General features: G+C 39.8%; 20 protein-coding genes, 6 tRNA genes and 1 riboswitch. Of the genes, 21 read left to right on the forward strand and 5 right to left on the reverse strand.

All coding sequences use genetic code 11. From position 1 onward, the window contains the following. The first annotated feature begins 85 nt into the window (after positions 1-85). Together PT287_RS05780 and PT287_RS05785 are read left to right on the forward strand one after the other, a co-directional pair. Positions 86-158, forward strand: a tRNA-Asn gene (locus PT287_RS05780). A 6-nt stretch (positions 159-164) separates the two neighbouring features. Then, positions 165-256 (forward strand) — tRNA-Ser (locus tag PT287_RS05785). A 257-nt stretch (positions 257-513) separates the two neighbouring features. On the opposite strand, the gene PT287_RS05790 is transcribed toward PT287_RS05785, so the two are convergent. Then, a complete protein-coding gene (locus tag PT287_RS05790) occupies positions 514-1143 on the reverse strand; it encodes a sugar O-acetyltransferase (RefSeq protein WP_277133384.1) in 630 nt (209 codons plus the stop codon). Positions 1144-1308: 165 nt separating this feature from the next. Here PT287_RS05790 and PT287_RS05795 point away from each other — a divergent pair. From PT287_RS05795 to PT287_RS05825, 7 genes are all read left to right on the forward strand, one after another. Further along, positions 1309-1381, forward strand: a tRNA-Val gene (locus PT287_RS05795). Between the two features lie 136 nt (positions 1382-1517). Beyond that, a tRNA-Glu gene (locus PT287_RS05800) sits at positions 1518-1589 on the forward strand. 4 nt (positions 1590-1593) lie between these two features. Then, a tRNA-Val gene (locus PT287_RS05805) sits at positions 1594-1666 on the forward strand. A 67-nt stretch (positions 1667-1733) separates the two neighbouring features. Beyond that, a riboswitch (SMK box riboswitch) is annotated at positions 1734-1821 on the forward strand. Next, positions 1819-3018, forward strand: coding sequence for a methionine adenosyltransferase (metK, locus tag PT287_RS05810; protein WP_277133385.1), 1200 nt, complete (start codon positions 1819-1821; stop codon positions 3016-3018). (Overlaps the previous riboswitch by 3 nt.) A gap of 18 nt (positions 3019-3036) precedes the next feature. Continuing rightward, a complete protein-coding gene (locus PT287_RS05815; protein ID WP_277133386.1) occupies positions 3037-4488 on the forward strand; it encodes an MDR family MFS transporter in 1452 nt (483 codons plus the stop codon). Between the two features lie 126 nt (positions 4489-4614). After that, entirely contained in the window at positions 4615-4905 is a 291-nt protein-coding gene (locus PT287_RS05820; RefSeq protein ID WP_277133387.1) for a hypothetical protein, read from the forward strand. Next, complete coding sequence (locus tag PT287_RS05825; protein ID WP_277133388.1) at positions 4902-5051, forward strand: hypothetical protein; 150 nt, start codon at positions 4902-4904, stop codon at positions 5049-5051. The genes PT287_RS05820 and PT287_RS05825 overlap by 4 nt, the downstream gene beginning before the upstream one ends. Positions 5052-5085: 34 nt before the next feature. Here PT287_RS05825 and PT287_RS05830 read toward each other — a convergent pair whose 3' ends face one another. Next, entirely contained in the window at positions 5086-5724 is a 639-nt protein-coding gene (locus PT287_RS05830) for a phosphatase PAP2 family protein (protein WP_277133389.1), read from the reverse strand. 286 nt (positions 5725-6010) lie between these two features. Between PT287_RS05830 and leuS the strand changes: the two genes are divergently transcribed. After that, complete coding sequence (gene leuS / locus PT287_RS05835; RefSeq protein WP_277133391.1) at positions 6011-8425, forward strand: leucine--tRNA ligase; 2415 nt, start codon at positions 6011-6013, stop codon at positions 8423-8425. Between the two features lie 97 nt (positions 8426-8522). Then, positions 8523-10166 (forward strand): polysaccharide biosynthesis protein, encoded by a 1644-nt coding sequence (locus tag PT287_RS05840; protein WP_277133392.1) that lies wholly within the window; start codon positions 8523-8525, stop codon positions 10164-10166. 121 nt (positions 10167-10287) lie between these two features. On the opposite strand, the gene PT287_RS05845 is transcribed toward PT287_RS05840, so the two are convergent. After that, positions 10288-10509 carry a PspC domain-containing protein gene (locus tag PT287_RS05845; RefSeq protein ID WP_277133393.1) on the reverse strand — a complete coding sequence of 74 codons (222 nt, stop codon included), beginning with the start codon at positions 10507-10509 and terminating at the stop codon, positions 10288-10290. Positions 10510-10575: 66 nt separating this feature from the next. Continuing rightward, positions 10576-10659, reverse strand: a tRNA-Leu gene (locus PT287_RS05850). Positions 10660-10758: 99 nt separating this feature from the next. Here PT287_RS05850 and PT287_RS05855 point away from each other — a divergent pair. The 8 genes from PT287_RS05855 (at position 10759) to PT287_RS05890 (ending at position 19261) form a co-directional block, all read left to right on the forward strand. After that, a complete protein-coding gene (locus tag PT287_RS05855) occupies positions 10759-12048 on the forward strand; it encodes a serine hydrolase (protein ID WP_277133394.1) in 1290 nt (429 codons plus the stop codon). Positions 12049-12051: 3 nt separating this feature from the next. After that, entirely contained in the window at positions 12052-12894 is an 843-nt protein-coding gene (locus tag PT287_RS05860) for an NAD(P)H-hydrate dehydratase (RefSeq protein ID WP_277133395.1), read from the forward strand. A gap of 62 nt (positions 12895-12956) precedes the next feature. Next, positions 12957-13601, forward strand: a complete 645-nt coding sequence (locus PT287_RS05865; RefSeq protein ID WP_277133396.1) for a L,D-transpeptidase — start codon at positions 12957-12959, stop codon at positions 13599-13601. Between the two features lie 256 nt (positions 13602-13857). After that, complete coding sequence (argS, locus tag PT287_RS05870; protein WP_277133397.1) at positions 13858-15543, forward strand: arginine--tRNA ligase; 1686 nt, start codon at positions 13858-13860, stop codon at positions 15541-15543. 107 nt (positions 15544-15650) lie between these two features. After that, positions 15651-16565: a class II fructose-1,6-bisphosphate aldolase gene (gene fba, locus PT287_RS05875; RefSeq protein ID WP_277133399.1), complete on the forward strand. Its 915-nt coding sequence runs from the start codon at positions 15651-15653 to the stop codon at positions 16563-16565. A 142-nt stretch (positions 16566-16707) separates the two neighbouring features. Beyond that, positions 16708-17892, forward strand: coding sequence for an MFS transporter (locus PT287_RS05880; RefSeq protein ID WP_277133400.1), 1185 nt, complete (start codon positions 16708-16710; stop codon positions 17890-17892). Position 17893: 1 nt separating this feature from the next. Continuing rightward, entirely contained in the window at positions 17894-18439 is a 546-nt protein-coding gene (locus tag PT287_RS05885) for a histidine phosphatase family protein (protein ID WP_277133402.1), read from the forward strand. Between the two features lie 66 nt (positions 18440-18505). Further along, complete coding sequence (locus tag PT287_RS05890; protein ID WP_277133404.1) at positions 18506-19261, forward strand: MerR family transcriptional regulator; 756 nt, start codon at positions 18506-18508, stop codon at positions 19259-19261. Between the two features lie 49 nt (positions 19262-19310). Here PT287_RS05890 and PT287_RS05895 read toward each other — a convergent pair whose 3' ends face one another. Next, positions 19311-20165 (reverse strand): RluA family pseudouridine synthase, encoded by an 855-nt coding sequence (locus PT287_RS05895; protein ID WP_277133406.1) that lies wholly within the window; start codon positions 20163-20165, stop codon positions 19311-19313. An 86-nt stretch (positions 20166-20251) separates the two neighbouring features. Here PT287_RS05895 and PT287_RS05900 point away from each other — a divergent pair, with 86 nt between their 5' ends. Beyond that, a complete protein-coding gene (locus tag PT287_RS05900; RefSeq protein ID WP_277133408.1) occupies positions 20252-22309 on the forward strand; it encodes a PBP1A family penicillin-binding protein in 2058 nt (685 codons plus the stop codon). Between the two features lie 18 nt (positions 22310-22327). Further along, complete coding sequence (locus PT287_RS05905; protein ID WP_277133409.1) at positions 22328-22678, forward strand: YlbF family regulator; 351 nt, start codon at positions 22328-22330, stop codon at positions 22676-22678. Position 22679: the final 1 nt, after the last annotated feature.

Consider the following 22679-nt stretch of genomic DNA (forward strand, 5'->3'; position numbering starts at 1 on the left):
ACACAGTAGTTAAGCTTCTTCACGCCGAGAGTAGTTGGTGGGAGACTGCCTGCGAGGGTAGGACGCTGCCGTGCTTTTTTAATATTCCGGCTTAGCTCAGTTGGTAGAGCGCTTGACTGTTAATCAAGATGTCGTCAGTTCGAGTCTGACAGCCGGAGTATATTGGAGCGTTGTCCGAGTGGCTTAAGGAGCATGATTGGAAATCATGTATATGGGTTTTAATCCTGTATCGAGAGTTCAAATCTCTCACGCTCCGTAATAAATAATTGAAAGCTTGTTAAACCAATGTTTAACAGGCTTTTATTTTGTTTGCGATATAAAATTGAAACAATAAAGTCAAAAATAATTTTATACTCCGCAGTAAATAATTAAATGCATGTTAAACTGTGGTTTTGCAGGCGTTTAATTCAGCTTTTAATACAAAAATTAATAGGTAAAGAAATTAATGATAGTTTAACCTTAATCTTGCTTAACCGCATGGACTAATTATGAACTAAATAAAGCGATTTTAAATTATTTCATCTCATTCTTAGTTTGGAAGTATTTACTTTCCTCAATTAGCCAAAAGACATGTTCTTTTTTACCGAGGTGTTTAATCAAATGATCGGGATTGCCACCTACTAAGGTATTAGCGACTACATTTTTAGTTACCACTGCTCCAGCTGCAATAATTGCATTCTCGCCAATGGTAATTCCTGGCAAGATCACGGCGTAACCACCAATCCAAACATTGTCGCTGACAACAATTCTTTTTCCAAATTCAAGGCCAGTTTGGCGAATTTGCGCATCAGTAGGATGTCCAGCAGTGTAGAAGCTGACACGTGGACCAACTAAAACATTATTACCAATGATAATTTGGTTAACATCCAAAAAAATGCAGTCCATGTTGGCGTAAAAATTATTGCCTATTGTTGTATGACGTCCGTAATCGACATGAAGAGGGGGAACTACATAACTATTTTTACCAAAATTACCAAAGAGTTGCCGTTCCAGTGATATTATTTTTTCTTTATTAGAGATTTTTTCTCGGTTAATTTTTTGCGCAATTATTTTACCATGAATTGACGTATTTTCTGGTTTAATATTTGCAGCTTGGTATAAACTTCCTTTTAACATCTGCTGATAATCAAAATCTTCGGCCATAATTTCACTCCCTAAAATCTTTTTAAATTAATTTTATTTTACTAGATTTTTAATTATAGTTCAGTAAAAAATTACGAATTTTGCAAAAAAAAACGAAAAAAAGATAGACAAGACCGCGACCTTTTGCTATAGTATTAAGAGTAGTCATGAGATGACAACGACCTCGGAGGATTAGCTCAGCTGGGAGAGCATCTGCCTTACAAGCAGGAGGTCACAGGTTCGAGCCCTGTATCCTCCATAATAATGGTGGTGTGAAAATTTGCACCGCCATTATTTATGGAAATAATTAAATATTATTTTTCAGAATTGAGAAAGAATTCTTGCATTTTTCCAAGTATCTAGTATACTGGTTAAAGTGCTTTGATTCAGGCTATGACCCGTTGGTCAAGTGGTTAAGACATCGCCCTTTCACGGCGGTAACATGGGTTCAAATCCCGTACGGGTCACTTTGGAGGATTAGCTCAGCTGGGAGAGCATCTGCCTTACAAGCAGGAGGTCACAGGTTCGAGCCCTGTATCCTCCATCGTTCTAAGACTACCGAATCTACGGTAGTCTTTTTTTATACAAAAGGAACGAAACAATTTAATATTTATCGGTTCAAGTCCTGAGAGGATCCGCTAAGTAAGTGGAGATGCCTTGTAACCGAATAGCTGTTGTCTATATAGGGGGACTATTGTGGAAAAACGTTTATTTACTTCAGAATCTGTTTCTGAAGGACATCCAGATAAGATTGCTGACCAAATTTCTGATGCGATTTTAGATGCGATTATTGCTCAAGACTCAGATGCACACGTTGCCTGTGAAACCATTGTTACCACTGGAATTGTGTATGTATTTGGCGAAATATCGACTAGTGCTTACGTTGATATTCAGTCAATTGTTCGTAAGACAGTTTTACGAATTGGTTATGACAAGCCAGAACTTGGCTTTGACGGCAATAATTGTACTGTACTAGTCGATATTGATGAGCAATCACCTGATATTGCTGATGGTGTTGATCATTCGCTAGAAACTCGTGAAAATCAGTCTGACGAAGATAATTTGGATCAAATTGGTGCAGGTGACCAAGGTTTAATGTTTGGCTTTGCGATTAAAGAAACGCCAGAGTTAATGCCGCTGCCAATTTCACTTGCGCACCGGTTAATGCGTCAAGTTGCGCAATTGCGCAAAGATGGGACTTTAACATGGTTGCGTCCGGATTCTAAAGCACAAGTTACCGTTGAATATGATGAAACCGGTAAGCCTAAGCGGGTTGATACGGTTGTCATTTCAACGCAAACTGATGATCAAGTTACTAATGAAGAAATCCGTCAGGCAATGATTGATTTAGTCATTAACAAGGTTATTCCAGCTAAGTATTTGGATGAGAAAACAAAATACCTGATTAACCCTTCTGGTCGCTTTGTCATCGGGGGACCTAAAGGTGATTCAGGGTTAACTGGCCGTAAGATTATCGTTGATACCTATGGTGGTTATGCTCGCCATGGTGGTGGCGCCTTTTCCGGTAAGGATCCGACAAAGGTTGACCGCAGCGCTAGTTATGCGGCACGTTATGTTGCCAAAAACATCGTGGCTGCTGGTCTAGCATACCGCTGTGAAGTGCAGCTAGCTTATGCGATTGGTGTAGCTCATCCAGTATCAGTAATGATTGATACTGCCGGCACTGGAAAGGTTAGTGATGAGCTCTTAACGAAGGCGGTTCGGGAAATCTTTGATTTACGTCCAGCTGGCATTATCAAGATGCTTGACTTGCGCCGGCCAATATATGAGCAAACGGCAGCCTACGGTCATTTTGGTCGCACTGATATTGATTTGCCATGGGAAAAGACCGATAAGGTTCAAGAAATCTTAGATTTTGTAAAGAAAAATAAATAATTTTAAGGAGGAGCAATTATGAAAAAAACAAACGTACCTGTTGTTACGCTTGCGATTTTTATGACAACTTTTATGGCTGCGATTGAAGGAACGATTGTTTCAACTGCAATGCCAACCATTGTTTCTGATCTGAATGGATTGGAAATTATGAACTGGGTTGTTTCAATTTTCTTATTTATGACAGCTGTATCGACTCCTTTATACGGAAAACTGGCAGACAGCATTGGTCGCAAGCCAGTTTTTTTGTTTGGTATTGCGTTGTTTGTTGTTGGGTCAGCCCTCTGCGGACAAGCACACAATATGATGGAGTTAATCTTGTTTCGGGTTGTGCAGGGCCTCGGCTCTGGTGCAGTTCAGCCTGTAGCAATGACAATTATCGCGGACTTGTATACTTTAAAAAAGCGCACCAAGATGCTTGGACTTAATTCTGGCTTCTGGGGAGTTGCTTCTGTTATTGCACCACTTCTGGGTGGCTTTATTGTTCAAAGCCTGTCTTGGCACTGGGTCTTTTACATCAATGTGCCGATTGGTTTAATTGCCTTTTTATTAGTTGTATTCTTTTTGCATGAACCTAAGGAAAAGGTAGCAGTTAAGTTAGATGTTAAGGGTACGTGCTGGCTAATTGTCCTATTATTAACCTTGATGTATGTACTGCAAGAATTAGGTTCGCTTAATTGGCTGATAACAGTCGCTCTAGTGATTTTAATTATTATTAGTGCAGTTGCCTTTTATCATGTTGAAAAGAACGCAGATGACCCGATAATGCCACTCTCAATGCTTAAAGGTAGAGAGTTCCTCGCATTAAACCTGATTACCCTGTTTATTTCAGGTGTTGTAATCGGTTTTGAATTCTATATTCCGACCTGGATGCAGGGAATTAAGGGTACAAGTGCTACGATTGCAGGCTTTGCCGTTACGCCAAGTTCTGTAATGTGGGTTGTTGGTTCGTTCTTAATTGGTGGCATGCTTGGTCACTTTGGCGTTCGCAAAACTTTCTTCGGCATGCTAGGATTACTAGTAATTGCAGACATACTATTGCTAATTGTGCCAATGCAAACACCATTTTGGGTATTTTGTGTCATTGCAACAATGAATGGTTTGGCTTTTGGGGCAATTATCACTGCGTCTCAAGTTCGCTCACAAGTCTTAGTGGAACCAGAAAACGTTGGGGTCGCTACGTCATTTAATACACTAATGCGTTATTTAGGACAGACGATGTTAGTTTCAATTTACGGTATTACATTTAATACGATTGTTGCTGGACAAATTGCTAAGCATCCAGCTCTAACACAGGCAATGATGAACAAAATTGTGTCATCAGTTAAAGCCAAGGAATTGGCTGCTAACTTGGTTCCACAATTGCGGCAGGTATTGTTTAGCGCCCTAAAGGGTGTCTACGTTGTCTCAATGGTTGCCATTGTGATTTCAATTTTGATTAACGCTAGTTATAAAAAGCAAAAAGAGAATTAAACAGTTTTATTTAAAAAGGCCAATAATTTAGTTATAAGTTGTTGGCCCTTTTTTGCTTAAATTTGGTATTGCTTTAGGAATAAATTGCACATATAATTGTTGCCAATTTAGTGAGAAAATAATTATATGGATAAAAACACAAAACAGCCTATTGAAAAATTAGCTGGGCAAAATTCAACCAACAATACGGTGAGTGATGTAGCAATGACCGATGATGATTGGCTAGATAAAGCTGCTAAAAAGGTAAATGTGGTTTTTTCTGGGGACATATATGTCAAATTAAAATCTGGCAAAAAGAAAATTGCTAAAATTCCGATGCTAACCAATAAGCATGATGAATATTTTGTTCATGCTATTGCGGCGTATACAATAGTGACGGCGAGTACAGGGGAGTTAACGAATAAGTCTTTGATATGAAGCCACTAGTTGATGGGTATCTTAAAAATACAAACCAGAAAATCATTAAGGATCCTGATGCCAAGGTTAACACTTTTACTGGAGCAACGTCACAAAAATCTAAAGATGATATTATTGATGCAATTTCTGAAGCATCACCTAAATAAAAAGCCGACGTTAGTCGACTTTTTTGTTAGCAGTTTATTCTTTTAAGTAGTAATGATACAAGAAGGAATAACCAATCAGAACAAAGGTAATTCCTTCTAAAAAGCCACCGAGAACATCTGACGGATAGTGAACATGTGTGAAGATTCTGGTGTAGCCAATCAGTAATGGGAAACAAGCCCAGATAATACACAAAATTGTTTTAGCAGCCTTGTTCTTAATTAATAAAATAGTTAGTACGATTAAAATCCCGAATAAAGTAGCACTTCCGACAGAATGACCAGATGGGAAACTGTAACCGTGGGCAGCAACCAAGTGGTGCACATATGGTCGGTGCCGAGCAATTGCGTGTTTGATAATCCAGTTATAGCCATTGGCTGTAATCATGGTTCCCGCCGTGAAGAAGGCATAAGCGTATTTTTTAAAGACTAGCAGAATGATGAATAGGATAAGTGTCTCAACCACAATGACACTCGTATTACCTAAATTGGTAAAAGTTGTTGCGAATTTAACATTGGCTAGGTTTGTGTTACAGATAATTCCAATTATTGCATTGTCAAATTGATGAATAATTTGATTGCTTGAAGAAACTAGGATGGCCCAGACTGCATAAATGACCAAAAAGATTGTTGCGGGCACGATTGTGTCTCTTTTAGCGTGTGTTGTATTATTCAAATGTTTTTCTCCCCTTGTTTTTTTTAGTATTTGTGGTAAATTATAATCATTATTGATAAAAAAATAAAGGTCAGGAACTAGTAGCAATGTTGTTTTTCCTTAGAGAAAAGTCGGTTGGTGCAAGACTAAAAAAACTAATTGTGAACTGAGCCTGAGAAAGAACCTTTCGTTGTGCTGCCGCGTTAAGGAGCGATAGAGGGTCATGCTACGGCATGAAACTTAGGTGGTACCGCGATTATTCGTCCTATGATTAGTTTCATAGGACTTTTTTTATGAGGTGAAGCAGATGTACAATCACAAAGTTGTCGAAAAAAAATGGCAAGATTATTGGGCCAAAAATAAAACTTTCAAAACGGGTAATGATCCGAAGAAGAAAAATTATTATGTCATGGACATGTTCCCATTTCCATCTGGTAAGGGATTGCACGTTGGTCACCCAGAAGGCTATACAGCAACTGATATTACTGCCAGAATGAAGCGGGCACAGGGCTATAATGTTCTTTATCCAATGGGATGGGATGCCTTCGGTTTGCCAACAGAACAATATGCGTTAAAGACGGGTAAGGATCCGGCTGTTGTTACTAAAGAAAATATTGCTACTTTTAAAAAACAATTGCACAAGCTTGGTTTTTCTTATGATTGGGACCGCGAGATTGCAACTTGTGATCCAAAATATTATAAGTGGACCCAATGGACATTTGAACAAATGTACAAGCATGGCTTGGCTTATGAAGCTGAAGTACCGGTTAACTGGTCACCAGATTTAGGGACAGTTGTTGCGAATGAAGACATTGTTGACGGTAAGACAGAACGGGGCGGCTTTCCAATTTATCGTCGTAATATGAAGCAATGGATGCTGAAGATTACGGCTTATGCTGATCGGTTACTTGCTGGTCTTGATAAGCTTGATTGGCCGGAAAACGTTAAGGAAATGCAAAGGAACTGGATTGGTCGTTCAGTTGGTGCCCAAGTTACGTTCAAAATTAAGAATTCTGATCAGACCTTTGACATTTTTACCACTCGTCCTGATACCTTATTTGGTGCCAGCTATGCAGTTTTGGCGCCAGAAAACAAACTAGTTGAAAAAATCACAACAGCTGACTACAAGGCAAATGTTGAAGCATATGTTAAGGAAATCGAGTCCAAGTCTGACTTGGAAAGAACTGATCTGAACAAGAATAAGACTGGTGTCTTCACTGGTGCATACGCAATCAATCCGGTTAATGATGAAGAAATTCCAATTTGGATTTCTGATTACGTTTTAGCGACTTATGGTACTGGTGCGGTAATGGCCGTTCCAGCACATGATGACCGTGATTATGAATTTGCTAAAAAGTTTGACTTACCAATTAAGCCAGTTATTAAGGGCGGCGACATCACTAAGGAAGCTTATACTGGTGATGGTGTCCACTTTGATTCCGAATTTTTAAACGGCTTAAAGATTGAAGATGCGAAGAAGAAAATTGTAGCTTGGCTAGAAGAACACAATGTTGGTGAAAAGAAGGTCAACTACAAGCTGCGTGATTGGGAATTCAGTCGCCAGCGCTACTGGGGTGAACCAATTCCTGTTATTCATTGGGAAGATGGCGAAACAACTTTGGTTCCAGAAGACCAATTACCATTAGTTTTGCCACACGCAACTGATATTAAACCTTCAGGAACACCTGAAAGTCCACTTGTTAACTTGACAGATTGGGTTAACGTTGTTGATGAAAATGGCCGCAAGGGTAAACGAGAGACAAACACGATGCCTAACTGGGCTGGCTCATCATGGTACTTTATCCGTTACGTTGATCCGCATAATGACCAAAAGCTAGCTGACTATGACTTGCTTAAGAAGTGGTTGCCAGTTGACTTGTACATTGGTGGGGCAGAGCACGCAGTGCGGCACTTGCTCTACGCACGTTTCTGGAACATGGTTCTCTACGACTTGGGTGTTGTACCAAATGAGGAACCGTTCCAGCGTCTATACAATCAAGGTTTGATTTTAAAGAACCACGAAAAGATGTCTAAGTCTAAAGGCAACGTTGTTAATCCAGACGATGTGATTGATGAATACGGCGCAGACAGCCTGAGAACTTACGAAATGTTCATGGGCCCATTAGATGCCTCAATTGATTGGGATGACAATGGTCCTGCTTCGACCAAGAAGTTCTTGGATCGCGTTTGGCGTCTATTTGTAAACGATTTGGACTTGAAGGCAATTCCACAAGAAAACATTGTTGCCGAAAATGATGGTGCGCTGGATAAGGTATATGCCGAAACTGTTAAGAAGGTAACCGAAGACTTTAAAGCTTTGCACTTTAATACCGCGATTTCACAAATGATGGTCTTTGTTAATGCAGCCCAAAAGGTTAAGACAATTCCACGGGAATATGCAGAAGGCTTTATTACTCTGATGGCACCAGTTGCACCACACATGATGGAAGAAATTTGGCAAATCATGGGTCATGACCAATCAGTTACCTTTGCTAAATGGCCAACTTATGATCCAGCTAAATTAGTTGAATCAACGGTAGAGATTATGGTTCAAGTAAACGGCAAGTTGCGCGGCAATTTCAACGCTGCTAAGGATACAGCTAAGGATGAGCTGCAAGAGCAGGCTTTGGCATTGCCACATGTTCAAAAATTCTTAGCTGGTAAAGATGTCAAAAAGGTCATCGTTGTACCGAATAAGATTGTTAACATTGTTGCAAAATAAAATTTAATTTTTCCTAAAATGAATAGCTATGTGATTGAGAATTATTAGCTTTGCTTGCAAAATAGGATAGTTAGTACACTAGATTTAGGAAAAATTAATGAAAGAAAATAATTTAAAAGAGCAAAACACGCAGGATACCTTCATTAAGGGTAGTGCGTGGATGACTTTTGGCTCGATTACATCACGACTTTTGGGTGCATTGTACATCATTCCGTGGTTCATCTGGATGCAGCCGTATGGCAATATTGCTAACGCTCTGACGGCTAGAAGTTATAACATTTATAGTATTTTTATCTTGATTTCAACAGCTGGGATTCCCGGAGCAGTAGCTAAGCAGGTCGCCAAATATAACGCCCTTAATGAATATGGCGTTGGTCGTAAATTATTTCGTAAAGGTTTAATTTTGATGGTGGTCTTAGGCATTGTTTCAGCTGCTGTGATGTATTTTGCCTCACCACTTTTAGCTTCGAATGGGTCACGTAGTGATCCGCGACAAGTGGCGGTAATGCGCAGTCTGTCTTACGCCATCTTGATTATTCCGATTTTGAGTATCATGCGGGGATATTTCCAAGGGTATGCAGATATGATGCCATCGGCAGTTTCACAATTTGTGGAACAGCTTGCGCGTGTCGTGTGGATGCTGCTAACTGCATATATTATTATGCAGGTGCAGCACGGTTTTTTTGTTAACGCAGTTGTCCAGTCAAACTTAGCAGCGGCCATTGGAGCAGTTTTTGGAATTGCAATTTTAGTCTGGTTTTTGTTTACGCGGCGGCACAAGTTGAATAACCTTGTTGCTAATTCAAATAATGAAGTTGAAGTTTCAACAATGGGGCTGTTTGGCGAAATCATCGCTCAGGCAATTCCGTTCATTATTATTGATGCGGGAATTCAGCTATTTTACTTAGTTGACCAATATACTTTCCACCCAATGATTGCAAGCTTAGTGCAGGCTCATTACAACACAATTGAGACTTGGTATGCCTTGTTCGCGCTTAATGCGAATAAGTTAATCATGATTATTGTGTCCCTAGCTAGTGCAATGGCAGTTACGGCAATTCCATTATTGTCAGCAGCCCATGCTAAGCACGATTTTCGTGGTATTTCAAAGCAAATTGGTAATACGCTAGACTTATTTTTGTTCGTGATGATCCCAGCAGCATTTGGGATGGCAGCGATAGCGACACCGATTTACACCATCTTTTATGGTTATGACAAGTTGGGCGCAGATGTTTTATATTTATCATCCTTTACGGCGATTTCGCTAGGGTTGTTTACCGTTTTAATGGCTATCCTGCAAGGATTATCAGAAAATGGTCTGGCAATAAAATATCTTGTGCTCGGGCTGATAATTAAAATTATCACGCAGTACCCAATGGTGTATGTCTTTAAAATCTATGGCCCGTTAGTAGCGACTAATTTGGGGATGCTGGTTATTATTTTCTTGGCGTTGAAGCATCTTCAGGTAAGTTATGACTTTAATAGCAGCCGAACCAGCCGGCGGTTTATCGGCATTACTTCATTTTCCGTAATTATGTTTCTACTTGTGATAGCAGTTGAAAAGGCTATGGAACTTGTATTAAACCCAACAGTTCGTTGGCAAGCACTATTGATTGTTGCTGTTTCTGTTCTTGTTGGTGGCGTCTTCTACGTCTTTGCGGCAATTAAGTCTGACTTGGCGCAAAAGATTTTAGGTGACAAGATTGTTCCTATTTTAAGAAAGTTACATATTCGAGCATAAAAAAAGACGTTATCACGTAATTGTGATAGCGCCTTTTTTGGTTACAAAATAGCGTCAAAGCTGCTTTGTACGCCCCTGCCAAGGAATTCTATTATACCATAATACTTAGATAGCTAATAACTCAATGCTTATGATATTCCCCATTAAGAATATTATCACGATGGCCGTGCTCTGGAATTGCAAAGGCAGCAATAATGTAAAGTATTAACCCCCAACCAGTAAAGCAAATTAGGGCACCGCCGGCAATTCTTGTCCAAGCCTTGTCCCAATCGAAATATTCAGCGATGCCACCTAGAACGCCAGTCAAAATTTTGTCGTGCGATTTTGTTAAATGTTTTTGCATTACTCTGCTCCTTTACCATGATTTAGGTTATAAAAAAAGCCAATCATCACAGATCAGCTTTTACAATGCCCCGAAAAAGATTCGAACTTTCACTTAGTTACCTAAACAGCGACCTGAACGCTGCGCGTCTGCCAATTCCGCCATCGGGGCTTAAATATTTTTAGCACAGTAATAATAATACCAAAAATTTGGTAAAATGTAAGCATAAAACAGAAAATATCTAAAATTTTTTCTAATTAAGGAGGATTTATGACTTTTAAGCATAAATTTAACAGAATTATTGTTGCTTTGGTGGCAATTGTGTTACTAATGTTGCCGGCAGTTCCAATTTCTGCAGCAACTCAAGTGCCAAATGATTATAATACTAACCAGTTGAATTTAAATGTTAAGTCGGCGATTGCAATTGACAGCAAGACCGGTCAGTTATTGTACGGCAAGAATATTAATCAGCCACTACCAATCGCCTCGATGACCAAGTTGATTACGGTTTATTTGACTTTGACGGCAATTAAAGAGGGAAAATTAACGTGGCAAACTAAGGTGAAGCCAACTGATGCGATTATCCGGGTGGCCAACAACAAGGATTTTTCTAACGTGCCACTGCATGTGGGCCACGAATATAGCATTAAGCAGCTATATCAGGCGACTTTAATTGAGTCGGCTAATGGTGCTGCGATGTTATTAGGACAAGCTGTCAGCGGCGCTCAAGTGCCGTTTGTCAAAAAGATGCGGCAGCAACTGACCAGATGGCAGATTAATGATGCCCAAATTTATACAAGTTGTGGCTTGCCGAATAAGGATGTGGGTGCTGATGCTTATCCGGGTGCCGCAAGTCAGGCTGAAAATGAACTCTCAGCTAAGGATATGGCAATTGTTGGGCAGCATTTACTCACTGATTTTCCGCAAGTTATTAAGACGGCGAAGATTGCTCGCTTGGATTTTATAGATCAAAACACGCGAACAGCAATGGTGAACTTTAACTGGATGCTTAAGGGACTATCGCAGTATAATCCTCAGTTAAAAGTTGACGGCTTAAAGACTGGAACAACCGATGCGGCCGGTGCCTGTTTTATCGCAACGGCCGAGCATAACGGTGCCCGAATTATTACCGTTGTAATGGGTGCTGCCCACCGCGATGGCAGCGACCCGTCGCGTTTTATTCAGACCAAAGAGCTGTTAAGCTATCTTTACCGCACCTATCGGCCGATTATTTTTACTAAAAACGAAGTAATCACAGGTCTAACCAGTATGAAAGTTCATAACGGTAAAGCGCGACAGATTAATATTGGCATAAAAGAAAATAGTGAGGTGTGGGCGCCGATTAACGGTGCAAAGTTGCACGTTGAATTAGCTGATGATCAGGTTGAAGCACCCGTAAAAGTTGGACAGACAGCAACGAATTATTTATTTAAAGCGGGCAGTGCTCCGTTAATTTCGCTGACAAACCCTAGTGGGGTTCGCTTGCCAGCCAAGGCATTTCAAAGGACGACAAAGGTTAACTTTTTAGTTCGCTTTTGGCGTTGGCTTTTTGGAGGTTAAAAAGTGACAGCAATTTCAGCAGATATTTTAACTAAAGTAATCAAAAAAAGACGCAGCGACACCCATAAAGGCGATTATGGGCGCGTATTATTAATCGGCGGCTGTGAAAATTATGGCGGAGCAATAATTATGAGTGCCGAGGGCGCTTTAAACAGCGGTGCGGGGCTTGTGGCGGTGGCGACACACTCGCTTAATCTGTCAGCCTTGCACGCGCGTGACCCCGAAGTGATGTACATTGATTGGCGCGACCATGATTTGCCCGCGTTAATTAAAAAAATGGACGTTATTGTCTGCGGTCCGGGACTGGGACTCAGTAATTTTGCTCAAGAATTAATGCAGTTTTTGTGCGCTAATTTAACTGTCAAGCAGACGTTGGTTTTAGATGCCAGCGGTCTTGATTTGATTGCCAAACAGCATAGTTTAATTCCGCAGCATGTTGGTAAAATCATTTTGACACCGCACCAAATGGAGTGGCAGCGGTTAAGCCAAATAAAGATTGCCTTTCAAACAGACAGTGCTAATTTAACAGTATTAAATGAACTATTTCCGCAGCAAAACGCAATTTTGGTTCTGAAATCGAACCATACGCATGTTTATTGCGCTAATGGGACAGTTTACGTCAACCCATTAGGCAATCCTGGAATGGCAACGGGCGGAATGGGCGACACACTTGCCGGGATAATTGGCGGCTTTTGCGCACAATTTGGTAATGAAATTGATACAGTCTTAGCTGCTGTTTATCTTCATTCGCTGGCTGGCGATAGGATTGCCCAAACGGATTACGTGGTTAGGCCAACTAAAGTCAGTGCATTATTGCCGCAAATAATGAAAGAATACGCAGGTTAAATAGTTAAATGAATTAAGTTTTGTTGTAGAATAAGGCTACGTGCCAGAAAGAAAGGATGAGAATGAAAAAAAGTCTATTAAAGCCACTTACTTTTTGTTTTGTCATTTTAATATGTGTCATCAGCTTGGCGCGAATTTCAATGCCACAAACACAAGAAAAAGCAAGCAGGCCTACTAAAAAAGAAACTATAGTTAAAAAGACAGCCGCTTCTTTTCGTCCTTATCAAGATCCTAGCGATTTGCGCCAGCCATATAATTGGTGTAAGTCGAGCGAACGTAAGCCGTATCCTAAGATTAAATCGCTAGAAAATGACATTACAATTCGGGTTTCGCTTAAAGGTAACCGGGTTTACATTTTGCGTAATAATCAGCGCATTTATACGATGCTAGCCAGTGGTGGCGTCTTCAAAAACGGCAAATCGTTAACTCCGACTGGTACGTTTCACATTCAGGATAATCGTGGTGAGTCCTTTTACAATCCGAATTTAAATGAGGGTGCTAATAACTGGACGAGCTGGGATAAAAAAGATGTCTATCTGTTCCATTCAGTACCAACTAAAGATAACGGCAAATATAATTTAAAAGAAGCTAAAAAATTGGGTAAACAATCTGGGTCGCATGGTTGCATTCGTTTGAGCGTGCCAGATTCGGCGTGGATAATGAACAATATCAGGACTGGCACTAAGGTGATTATTAAGAATAATTAGGTAAAAAGAGTTGGCGAGGACTCTTTTTCCTGTTATAATCGTGTTTTGAGAAGTTAGAAGTAGTAAGCAATTTCCTAATTAGCGAGTCTGCGAGTGGTGTAAGGCAGGCTAGAAAAATTGTGTGAAGGCGTGTCTAACCGATAATTTAGTAAATTTAATAAGCGGATACTTTGTATCAAATAGAGTGGTACCGCGGGTAAAAACTCGTCTCTTTCTGCATGGCAGGAAGGGACTTTTTTCGTAAAGTGAGGTAAAAATGGATTTTAAAAATGAAGTAGTTGCGCTACTAGCACCGCAAGTTGACTTACCAAAAGAAAAAATTGCGGCTTTAATTGAGCGGCCAAAAAATGAAAAAATGGGTGATTATGCCTTTCCAGCATTTGCGTTAGCTAAAGTAATGCACAAAAATCCGGCTGAAATCGCTAAGAAAATTGCAGCGCAATTGTCCAGTCCGAATTTTGCCAGCATTCAAGCAGTTGGCCCATATGTTAACTTTGCCATTAATCATGAAAAGCTGATTGCACAAACATTAACCGATGTTTTAACGCAAAAAGAACACTATGGTGACCAAGAACTTGGCTCGGGCAACGTTCCAATTGATATGTCCAGCCCGAACATTGCTAAGCCAATGTCAATGGGTCATTTGCGGTCAACAGTGATTGGTAATTCAATTGCTAAAACGCTGCAAAAGGTTGGCTATACACCAATTAAGATTAACTATTTAGGTGACTATGGCACGCAATTTGGTAAGCTGATTGCGGCTTATAAGCATTGGGGCGTTGAAGAAGACGTTAAAAAAGACCCAATCATGAACTTGTTTAAGTATTACGTTAAGTTCCATCAGGAAGCTGAGAAGCATCCAGAGCTTGATGATGAGGGCCGTGCTTGGTTTAAAAAGCTGGAAGATGGCGACCCAGAAGCAGTTGAATTGTGGCAATGGTTCCGTGAAGTTTCACTTGTCGACTTTAAGCGCATTTACAAGGAATTAGGCGTTGAGTTTGATTCTTATAAGGGTGAGGCTTTCTTCAATGATAAGATGCAGCCGGTAATTGATGAGTTAAAGCAAAAGGGGCTATTGCATGAGTCTCAGGGTGCCCAAGTCGTTGACATGGGTGAAGGTGAAAATCCGGCCTTGATTGTGAAGTCAGACGGTACCAGTATTTATTTGACACGTGACTTAGCCGCAGCTATTTACCGGATGAAAACCTACAACTTTGTCAAAATGTTGTACGTTGTTGGTAATGAGCAGTCACAACACTTTGTGGAACTGAAGACTGTCTTGAAGAAGATGGGCTATGACTGGGCTGATGAAATTCACCACGTACCATTTGGCTTAATTACGCAAAACGGCAAGAAACTATCAACGCGTAAGGGTAACGTTGTTTTCTTAGACAAGGTCTTAAAAGATGCTGTAGCACTTGCGCAGAAGCAAATTGAACAAAAGAACCCAGACTTAGCTGAGCAAAAGCAAGTTGCTCATGATGTTGGTGTTGGGGCTGTCATCTTCCACGATTTAAAGAATGACCGGACAGATAACTTTGACTTCGACTTAGAAGAAGTTGTCCGTTTTGAAGGGGATACTGGTCCTTATGTGCAATACACTAATGCCCGCGCCCAGAGTGTATTGCGTAAAGCCGCAAAGATGGATCAAAAACCAGATATAACTAACATGAGTTTGGCAGATGACTGGTCCTTTAGTGTGGCTAAAGCCTTAGCTGATTTCCCTAGAATTATTGCCCGCAGCAGTGAAAAATTTGAGCCATCAGTTATTGCCAAGTATGCACTGGATTTAGCTAAAAAATTCAACAAGTATTATGCCAATGTCAAGATTTTGACCACTGATGAGCAAATTGCTTCCCGCCTTGCGCTAGTTGAAGCAACATCAATTGTGTTAACAGAATCCCTTCGCCTTCTAGGAGTTAACGCACCAAAGGAAATGTAATTGAAAAATATTTTTCTAAAACAAGCGCTTACATGAAATAAAAGATTGTTCACTGATTAATTATTACGGTACAATATCAATGTAAGTTTATATAGGAGGTATTTTTAATGGCTTATTTAGATAATGGTAATCAGATCTTTAAAGACGCTCGTAAAAACCATTATGCAGTAGGTGCATATAACACTAACAACTTAGAATGGACCCGTGCAATTTTGCGTGCTGCTGAAGAAACTAGAACTCCAGTTTTAATTCAAGTTTCAACTGGTGCTGCTAAGTACATGGGTGGCTATAAGATTGTTAAGGACATTGTTGAAGATACAATGGACTCGATGAATATTTCTGTTCCAGTTGTCTTGAACTTGGACCACGGTGATTTTGAATCAGCTAAGGAATGTATCGCACTTGGATACTCCTCAGTTATGTTTGATGGTCATGCACTTCCAACTGATGAGAACTTGGCTAAGACTAAGGAAATCATTAAGTTAGCTCATGAACGTGGCATTTCTGTTGAAGCTGAAATTGGTAAAATTGGTGAGAACCAAGGTGCCGATGGTGGTGAATTAGCATCTGTTGAAGACGCTAAGACTTTCGTTGCTGCTGGTGTTGACAAGCTTGCTTGTGGTATTGGTAATATCCACGGCGTTTATCCAGAAGGCTGGAAGGGTTTGAACTTTGACCGTTTGAAGGAAATTGCTGACGCTGTTCCTGTACCACTTGTTTTGCACGGTGGTTCAGGTATTCCTGAAGATCAAGTTAAGAAAGCTATCTCACTTGGTATTTCTAAGGTTAACATCAATACTGAATTCCAATTGGCCTTTCAAGGTGCTACTCGGAAGTACTTCGAAGCTCATAAGGATGAAGATAAAGCTAACAAGGGTTATGACCCACGTAAGCTGTTATTGCCAGGTACTGAAGCCATTACTGATGCCATGAAAGAAATGATTGGCTGGCTTGGAACTCCTTCAATCGACGAAGAGCTTAAAAATGCTGCTTTTGACAGAAGCTCATTGAACGAAGAATAATTTTTAATAACCAATAAAAGTCCTATTTGACTAATTGAAGTCAGGTAGGGCTTTTTTGATATAAAAACATATCTAGCAAATTTTGAAAATGATTTTTTTTGGTGCTATATTAATAAAATATTAAAAAGAGGTGATTAATAAAATGAAAGCTAGAACTGTTGCCGATAAAATTGCGATAACTTTTTTAACATTTACCGCATTTTTCACTTTGTTTCGTTCTTCAATGGCCGGGATATTTTCTTTATTTTATGCAAATAGTGGTATTCCTGATGCTCAAATTTCTGCAATTAAGTCTTGGCAAAGTGTGGGAATTTTAGTAGGGATGCTGCCATCAGGATTCTTAGCTGATAAAATTGGTCGACTTAAGGTGCTTAATCTGTCTGCAATAATAATTAGTTTTAGTTTCTTTTTATTAATAATAAATCCGTGTTTTATCATATTTTCTCTGGCGGAATTTTTGTATGGCATTGGCTTGGCATTTAATTCTGGAACTTTGCTATCGTACATTACAGATTTACAAGAAATAAATCGAATTAAGCCTAGTAGTAGATTGATGGGTCAGCAAGCAGCTCTTTTGAATATTGCCACGCTAATTGGCGGCAACATTGGAACGTGGCTTTTTGGTTTTAAAATAACGGCGCCTGTTTGGTTCGGACTGCTTGGTCTTGCTGTGTATCCATTGTTTGTCTTAATTTTTATTAAAGTCATGGGTTTTCACGATAATCGAGCACAAATTACTACTAAGCACGTTAATTTTCTTAAAGCGATAACAATAATCATCAAGAAAAAATCATTTTGGATTCTGTTTTTGGTTAATATTGGTTACGATTGCGGGACTCAATTTTTAATGATTTATTGGTCAATCATTTATGTTAAACAGTTGGGATTTAACTTGTCGTTAGTCTATACGGCCTTTATGTGTGCGACGATCGGTGGAGCGTGGGTATTTCAGCAAATGTCTGGACAAAATTTTACGAAATTAACGATTACCAGTACATTGTGTATGATGTTGCTGCTATGTAGTAATTCTGTTTTCAGCAACCGGTATATATTCTTAGTTATCTTTTTACTTGTTGAATTATTAATGGGCCTAATATCTGGGCAAATTTCTGCTCTTAGCAATCGGGCGATTTATGGTGAAAATAACAAGTCGTTGATGTTATCTGTCGTTTCATTCTTGGTAGAAATTGTTGTCAGTTTATCGTTAATTATTGATGACAAAATTATCGCTGCAAATAGCAATTTAACCGTTATGTACTGGGTTTCAGCTGCATACTTTGCCTTAATTTTATTAGCTGTACCATTATTGCAAAAAAGCGAGAACTAAAATGACTACAATTTATTTAATCAGGCATGGTGAGCCTGATACAGGCGTGCACGATGATTGGGCAAGACCGTTAACCAAACTGGGACGACAGCAAGCAATAGAAGTTGCTGATAAATTTAAAAACTTAACATTGACTGCCATTTATTCAAGTCCGTTTGCTAGAGCTGTGGCAACAGTAACACCGCTATCGCGGCAACAAAATTTGGCAATCCAAACCAGCAATTCATTAATTGAGCGCAGAATGCCAGAGTGGTTCAGTGATGCAAAATCTTTTCGTGAATACATTCAAAAGCAGTGGCAGGACTTCACTTATACTGCAAAGGGTGGCGAATCCTTGGCAGAAGCGCAGACAAGATATCTTGATTTTTTAAAGAAAATACCTGAGTCGGGTACTGTTGCAATTGGTACTCACGGAACAGTAATGAGTTTGGTCTATGATTATTTACATTACGGCCAGGGCTTTAGTGCTTGGCAAAATTTATCGTATGTAGCGATTTTGCGCTTGAAAGTGATCAAGAAGCACCTGATTGCAGCAAATTTTATTTAATTATGATCATTCTCTTGACCCTGACCTTGCGTCAACCTCTATAGTTGTTAATAGGAGGTACCAATATTGATTACTAGCAAAAAAATTCAGGAGCTAACGGGTTTATCTGCACGCACTTTGCGCTATTATGAGCAACTTGGACTGATTAGGCCTGAGCGGGATGCTTCATCAAATTATCGCGTATATCGGGAAAATGATGTCACTACTTTACAACAAATTCTTATTTTCAAAAAGATGGGCTTTAAATTGAGTGTCATTAAGGATATTTTACAAAATCCAGAATTTAATCTTGATGCGGCGCTAGAGTTGCAAATGAAAATGCTGAATAAGCAAAAGCAAGAATTGGAGCAAGTAATCAATAATGTTAAACATACGATTCAGGCAAGAAAAGGAGAAATCACAATGACAGATACAGAAAAATTTGCCGGACTGAAAGAAACATTATTGCAAGAAAACGAAGCAAATTATGGTGACGAGGTTAGGCATAAATACGGTGAAGATATTTATGAAGCAGCTCAAGAAAAATTCACCAAAATCTCAGAGAGCTCATATCGCGATTTAGTTAATAATGAAACAAAATTAATTCAAAATTTGCATATTGTGCTACTCAATCCAGAAAAAGAAATAGAACTAAAACAAAGTATTTTTACAGAACATCAGGCTTGGCTTAAACAGTTATTGCCGCAATATTCAACTAAAATTCATTTAGGAATTATTCAGCTCTACCAATGTGACAGCCGCTTTAGTGCGTATTATGATAAGCGAGCTGGGGCAGGTGCAACTAACTTACTAGTGAAGATTTGTCGATTATTTTTATCATAAAAAAATCTCCTTTTCTGAAGTGGAAAAGGAGTTTTTTAGTTTGCGTATTTTAAAATTTGATTTCTTGTGGCAGTTTAACCTGAACTTGATCAAAGGAAAAAGGTTTATTGAACGACATTTGGTAGGCAGTTAAATGCAAGAATTCGTCTGGGACACAATCCGGATTATAGAGTGGATCGCCAACAATTGGGCAGCCAATAGCGGCTAAATGGACACGGATTTGGTGTGTTCGGCCAGTTTTAAGCTGCAATTTAATTAGGGCCTCGTTAGATGTTTGGTTTAAAACTTGATAATGGGTAATTGACGATAAGCCGTCTACACGAACCATTCTCTTGCGTTGATCACTTGGATCCTGACCAATTGGCAGATTGATTGTACCACTTGCTTGCAATTTTTCCGGGTGATTAACGACGGCAATGTACTCACGATGAAAAATTTTGGTAGTTAATTCGCGGTTAAGAATCGGCACAACCGCCGGATTTTTGGCAACTAGCAATAAGCCAGTAGTTAACATATCTAGGCGGTGGACGACAAAGGGGCTTAATCCTAAGTAGGTGGCGCAATCATTCAGTGCCGTATCGGTTTCAGCTAAGTTGGGATGTGTCTTTTGCCCAGCGGGCTTATTAATCACGAGTACATCCTGGTCTTCATAAATAACATCGGGCAGCTTGCCACTAGCTGGATAAGTGCCTTGCTCAGATTCAACGCAGTCCAGTTCTAATTCGATTTTGTCATTTGGGTAAACCAATTGGTTAAAATACCGATAATGGCCATTGACGCGGATTTTTTGTTCAATTCGTAAGAAATGACGCCACTTGCGTGGCACTAGCAGCTGGCGTAACAAGTCGCCAACAGAACATGGTTTGAGATTTTTGGGATAATTAAGTGTAAAATAATAGCTCATAAATATTTATTAAGTCTTTTTGTAAATAAAACTAATCCTCTTCTAATATGATACAATTTTAGGTGTTTCTAAAAGGAGCAGAATTTATGGACAATAATGAACCAAAGAAAAACGGTTTGAGTAGGGCGTGGCGTCGCTTTGATAACCGTTTTTATATCGGTCGCTGGATTATTTTAATCCTGCTTAGCGTGATCCTTTTGGTTTGTACGTATTATACCGTTAAAGTAAAAACTTCGAATATATCTAATTTAAAGGCCTCTTTGTCAACAACGACTGCCATTTATGATTATAAAGGTCAAAAGGCAGGGGCGCTGTATTCACAAAAAGGTTCCTTTGTCGAATATAATAAAATTTCACCAAATGTCAAGAATGCTGTCATTTCGACTGAGGACCGGACATTTTGGACTAATCCCGGCTTTAGTATCAAGGGGATGGCTCGGGCTGGTTTAGGCATTGTTATTCATCATGGGCAAATTTCTGGTGGGGGGTCAACGATTACCCAGCAGCTCGCCAAGAACGCGCTGTTAACGCAGCGGCAAACATTTTCGCGTAAATTAGAAGAATTGTTTTTTGCTATTGAGATTACGCACGTTTATTCTAAAAAAGATATTTTGACAATGTATCTTAATAATGCTTATTTTGGCAATGGTGTTTGGGGCGTGCAAGATGCTAGTAAAAAGTACTTTGGCAAGGATGCTAGTCAGCTAACTGTCAGTGAGGGTGCCACTTTGGCCGGGATTTTACGTAATCCGAGCCAGTATAATCCGATTGACCACATGTCTTATGCACTTTCGCGGCGAAATTTAATTTTAAAGCTAATGGTTGAAAATAAAAAGCTCTCTCAATCAGAAGCTAAGATTGCCCAAAAGCAAGGCTTAACGCTGGTCGATGCATATCATAACCAAGATGGGTACCGTTATCCGTACTTTTTTGATGCAGTGGTTGATGAGGCCATTAACCGTTATGGCTTAAAAGAAGAAGATGTAATGAACAAGGGTTTGAAAATTTATACGACATTGAATCAAAATTATCAGGGACAATTGCAGGATAAATTTAGTCAGGACTGGCTCTTTCCACAAAATGCGGCAGATGGTGTCCAAACTCAGGGGGCCAGTGTCGTGATGGACCCAGCAACTGGTGCTGTGCGGGCAGTTATTGGTGGTCGCGGCAAGCACGTCTTTCGCGGTTATAATCGGGCAACGCAAATGAAGCGGCAGCCAGGCTCATCGATTAAGCCACTAGTTACGTATGCCCCAGCGCTGCAAGAGGGTTATCATTATGACTCACAACTCTCAAATAAGCTGCAACGCTTTGGTAAGAATGGTTATGAGCCGCATAATGTTGATAATGGTTATTCTGATAAAATCCCGATGTACACGGCCTTAGCCCAGAGTAAGAATGTGCCTGCGGTTTGGTTGCTTGATAAAATTGGCGTTGCCAAGGGTGTACAGTCTGCTAGTAACTTTGGCCTCAAGGTGCCTAAGTCCGACCAAAACTTAGCTTTGGCTCTTGGTGGTTTATCAAGTGGTGTGTCACCATTGCAAATGGCCAGAGCCTACTCTGCCTTTGCCAATAAGGGTAATCTGCCAAATAGCTCGTACTTTATTACGAAGATAACTGATGCCAGTGGCAATGTCTTGGCTGAAAATCATAATCCAGGCACTCACAGGATAATTTCAACTAATACTGCCAAAGAAATGACGACAATGCTATTAGGCGTTTTCAGTGGTGGGACAGCAACTTCGGCGCAGCCAAATGGCTATCGCGTTGCTGGAAAGACGGGATCAACAGAAGTACCTAACTCGTATGGCTTTGGTACCAAGGATCAATGGATTGTTGGCTATACGCCGGATGTTGTCGTGGCAACCTGGGTTGGCTTTGACAAGACTAACAGGGAGCATTACATGCATGGCGTTTCAGAAACTGGCATTACGCGGCTTTATAAGGCTGAAATGGAGGGCGTTTTACCGTATACCGCGCAAAATCAGTTTACTGAAAAAGCCCCTAACCAAATTATTAAGCAAAATGGTGCCGGTTCGGATTGGACTAGTGGTCTTGGCGATAAAATTGAAAAAGGTTTTGGTTCGGCGAGTCAAAAGCTTAATGAATGGTATAATGATGTTAAGGGCCTAATTGGCCATTAATTTAGGAGGACTTTTTATATGGTAAACATCTACGACTCAGCTAATCAATTAGCTTCTGACTTGCAGAAAATCGAAGAATACAAGGCTTTAGAAGAAGCAATTGACGGCGTTAAGAAGAATGCTGACAGTTCAGCCTTGTTTAAGGAAATGGACAAGATGCAAGCGCAAATTATGCAAGCCCAAGCTCAAGGTCAGGATATTGGAAAAGATATTCAAGACGAATATAAGCAATTAAACGAAAAAGTACAAAAAGATCCAGAGATTTTAAAACTTTTGCAAGCAGAACAAGGTTTGTATAAGACAATTGATGATGTTCAAAAGGCAATTACCAAGCCAATCAATGATCTTTATGAAGGTCTTAGAAACTAGA

It is taken from the genome of Lactobacillus sp. ESL0679 (genome assembly GCF_029433515.1).
In the GTDB taxonomy this organism is placed as follows: domain Bacteria; phylum Bacillota; class Bacilli; order Lactobacillales; family Lactobacillaceae; genus Lactobacillus.

Excerpts from the sequence above, each read along its gene's own strand:
- PT287_RS05885 (WP_277133402.1), top strand. The coding sequence starts at position 17,894 with ATGACTACAATTTATTTAATCAGGCATGGTGAGCCTGATACAGGCGTG.
- PT287_RS05820 (WP_277133387.1), top strand. The coding sequence starts at position 4,615 with ATGGATAAAAACACAAAACAGCCTATTGAAAAATTAGCTGGGCAAAAT.
- leuS (WP_277133391.1), top strand. The coding sequence starts at position 6,011 with ATGTACAATCACAAAGTTGTCGAAAAAAAATGGCAAGATTATTGGGCC.
- PT287_RS05865 (WP_277133396.1), top strand. The coding sequence starts at position 12,957 with ATGAAAAAAAGTCTATTAAAGCCACTTACTTTTTGTTTTGTCATTTTA.
- PT287_RS05845 (WP_277133393.1), bottom strand. The coding sequence starts at position 10,509 with ATGCAAAAACATTTAACAAAATCGCACGACAAAATTTTGACTGGCGTT.
- PT287_RS05895 (WP_277133406.1), bottom strand. The coding sequence starts at position 20,165 with ATGAGCTATTATTTTACACTTAATTATCCCAAAAATCTCAAACCATGT.
- PT287_RS05815 (WP_277133386.1), top strand. The coding sequence starts at position 3,037 with ATGAAAAAAACAAACGTACCTGTTGTTACGCTTGCGATTTTTATGACA.
- PT287_RS05790 (WP_277133384.1), bottom strand. The coding sequence starts at position 1,143 with ATGGCCGAAGATTTTGATTATCAGCAGATGTTAAAAGGAAGTTTATAC.
- PT287_RS05825 (WP_277133388.1), top strand. The coding sequence starts at position 4,902 with ATGAAGCCACTAGTTGATGGGTATCTTAAAAATACAAACCAGAAAATC.
- PT287_RS05900 (WP_277133408.1), top strand. The coding sequence starts at position 20,252 with ATGGACAATAATGAACCAAAGAAAAACGGTTTGAGTAGGGCGTGGCGT.
- PT287_RS05905 (WP_277133409.1), top strand. The coding sequence starts at position 22,328 with ATGGTAAACATCTACGACTCAGCTAATCAATTAGCTTCTGACTTGCAG.
- fba (WP_277133399.1), top strand. The coding sequence starts at position 15,651 with ATGGCTTATTTAGATAATGGTAATCAGATCTTTAAAGACGCTCGTAAA.
- PT287_RS05880 (WP_277133400.1), top strand. The coding sequence starts at position 16,708 with ATGAAAGCTAGAACTGTTGCCGATAAAATTGCGATAACTTTTTTAACA.
- PT287_RS05855 (WP_277133394.1), top strand. The coding sequence starts at position 10,759 with ATGACTTTTAAGCATAAATTTAACAGAATTATTGTTGCTTTGGTGGCA.
- PT287_RS05840 (WP_277133392.1), top strand. The coding sequence starts at position 8,523 with ATGAAAGAAAATAATTTAAAAGAGCAAAACACGCAGGATACCTTCATT.
- argS (WP_277133397.1), top strand. The coding sequence starts at position 13,858 with ATGGATTTTAAAAATGAAGTAGTTGCGCTACTAGCACCGCAAGTTGAC.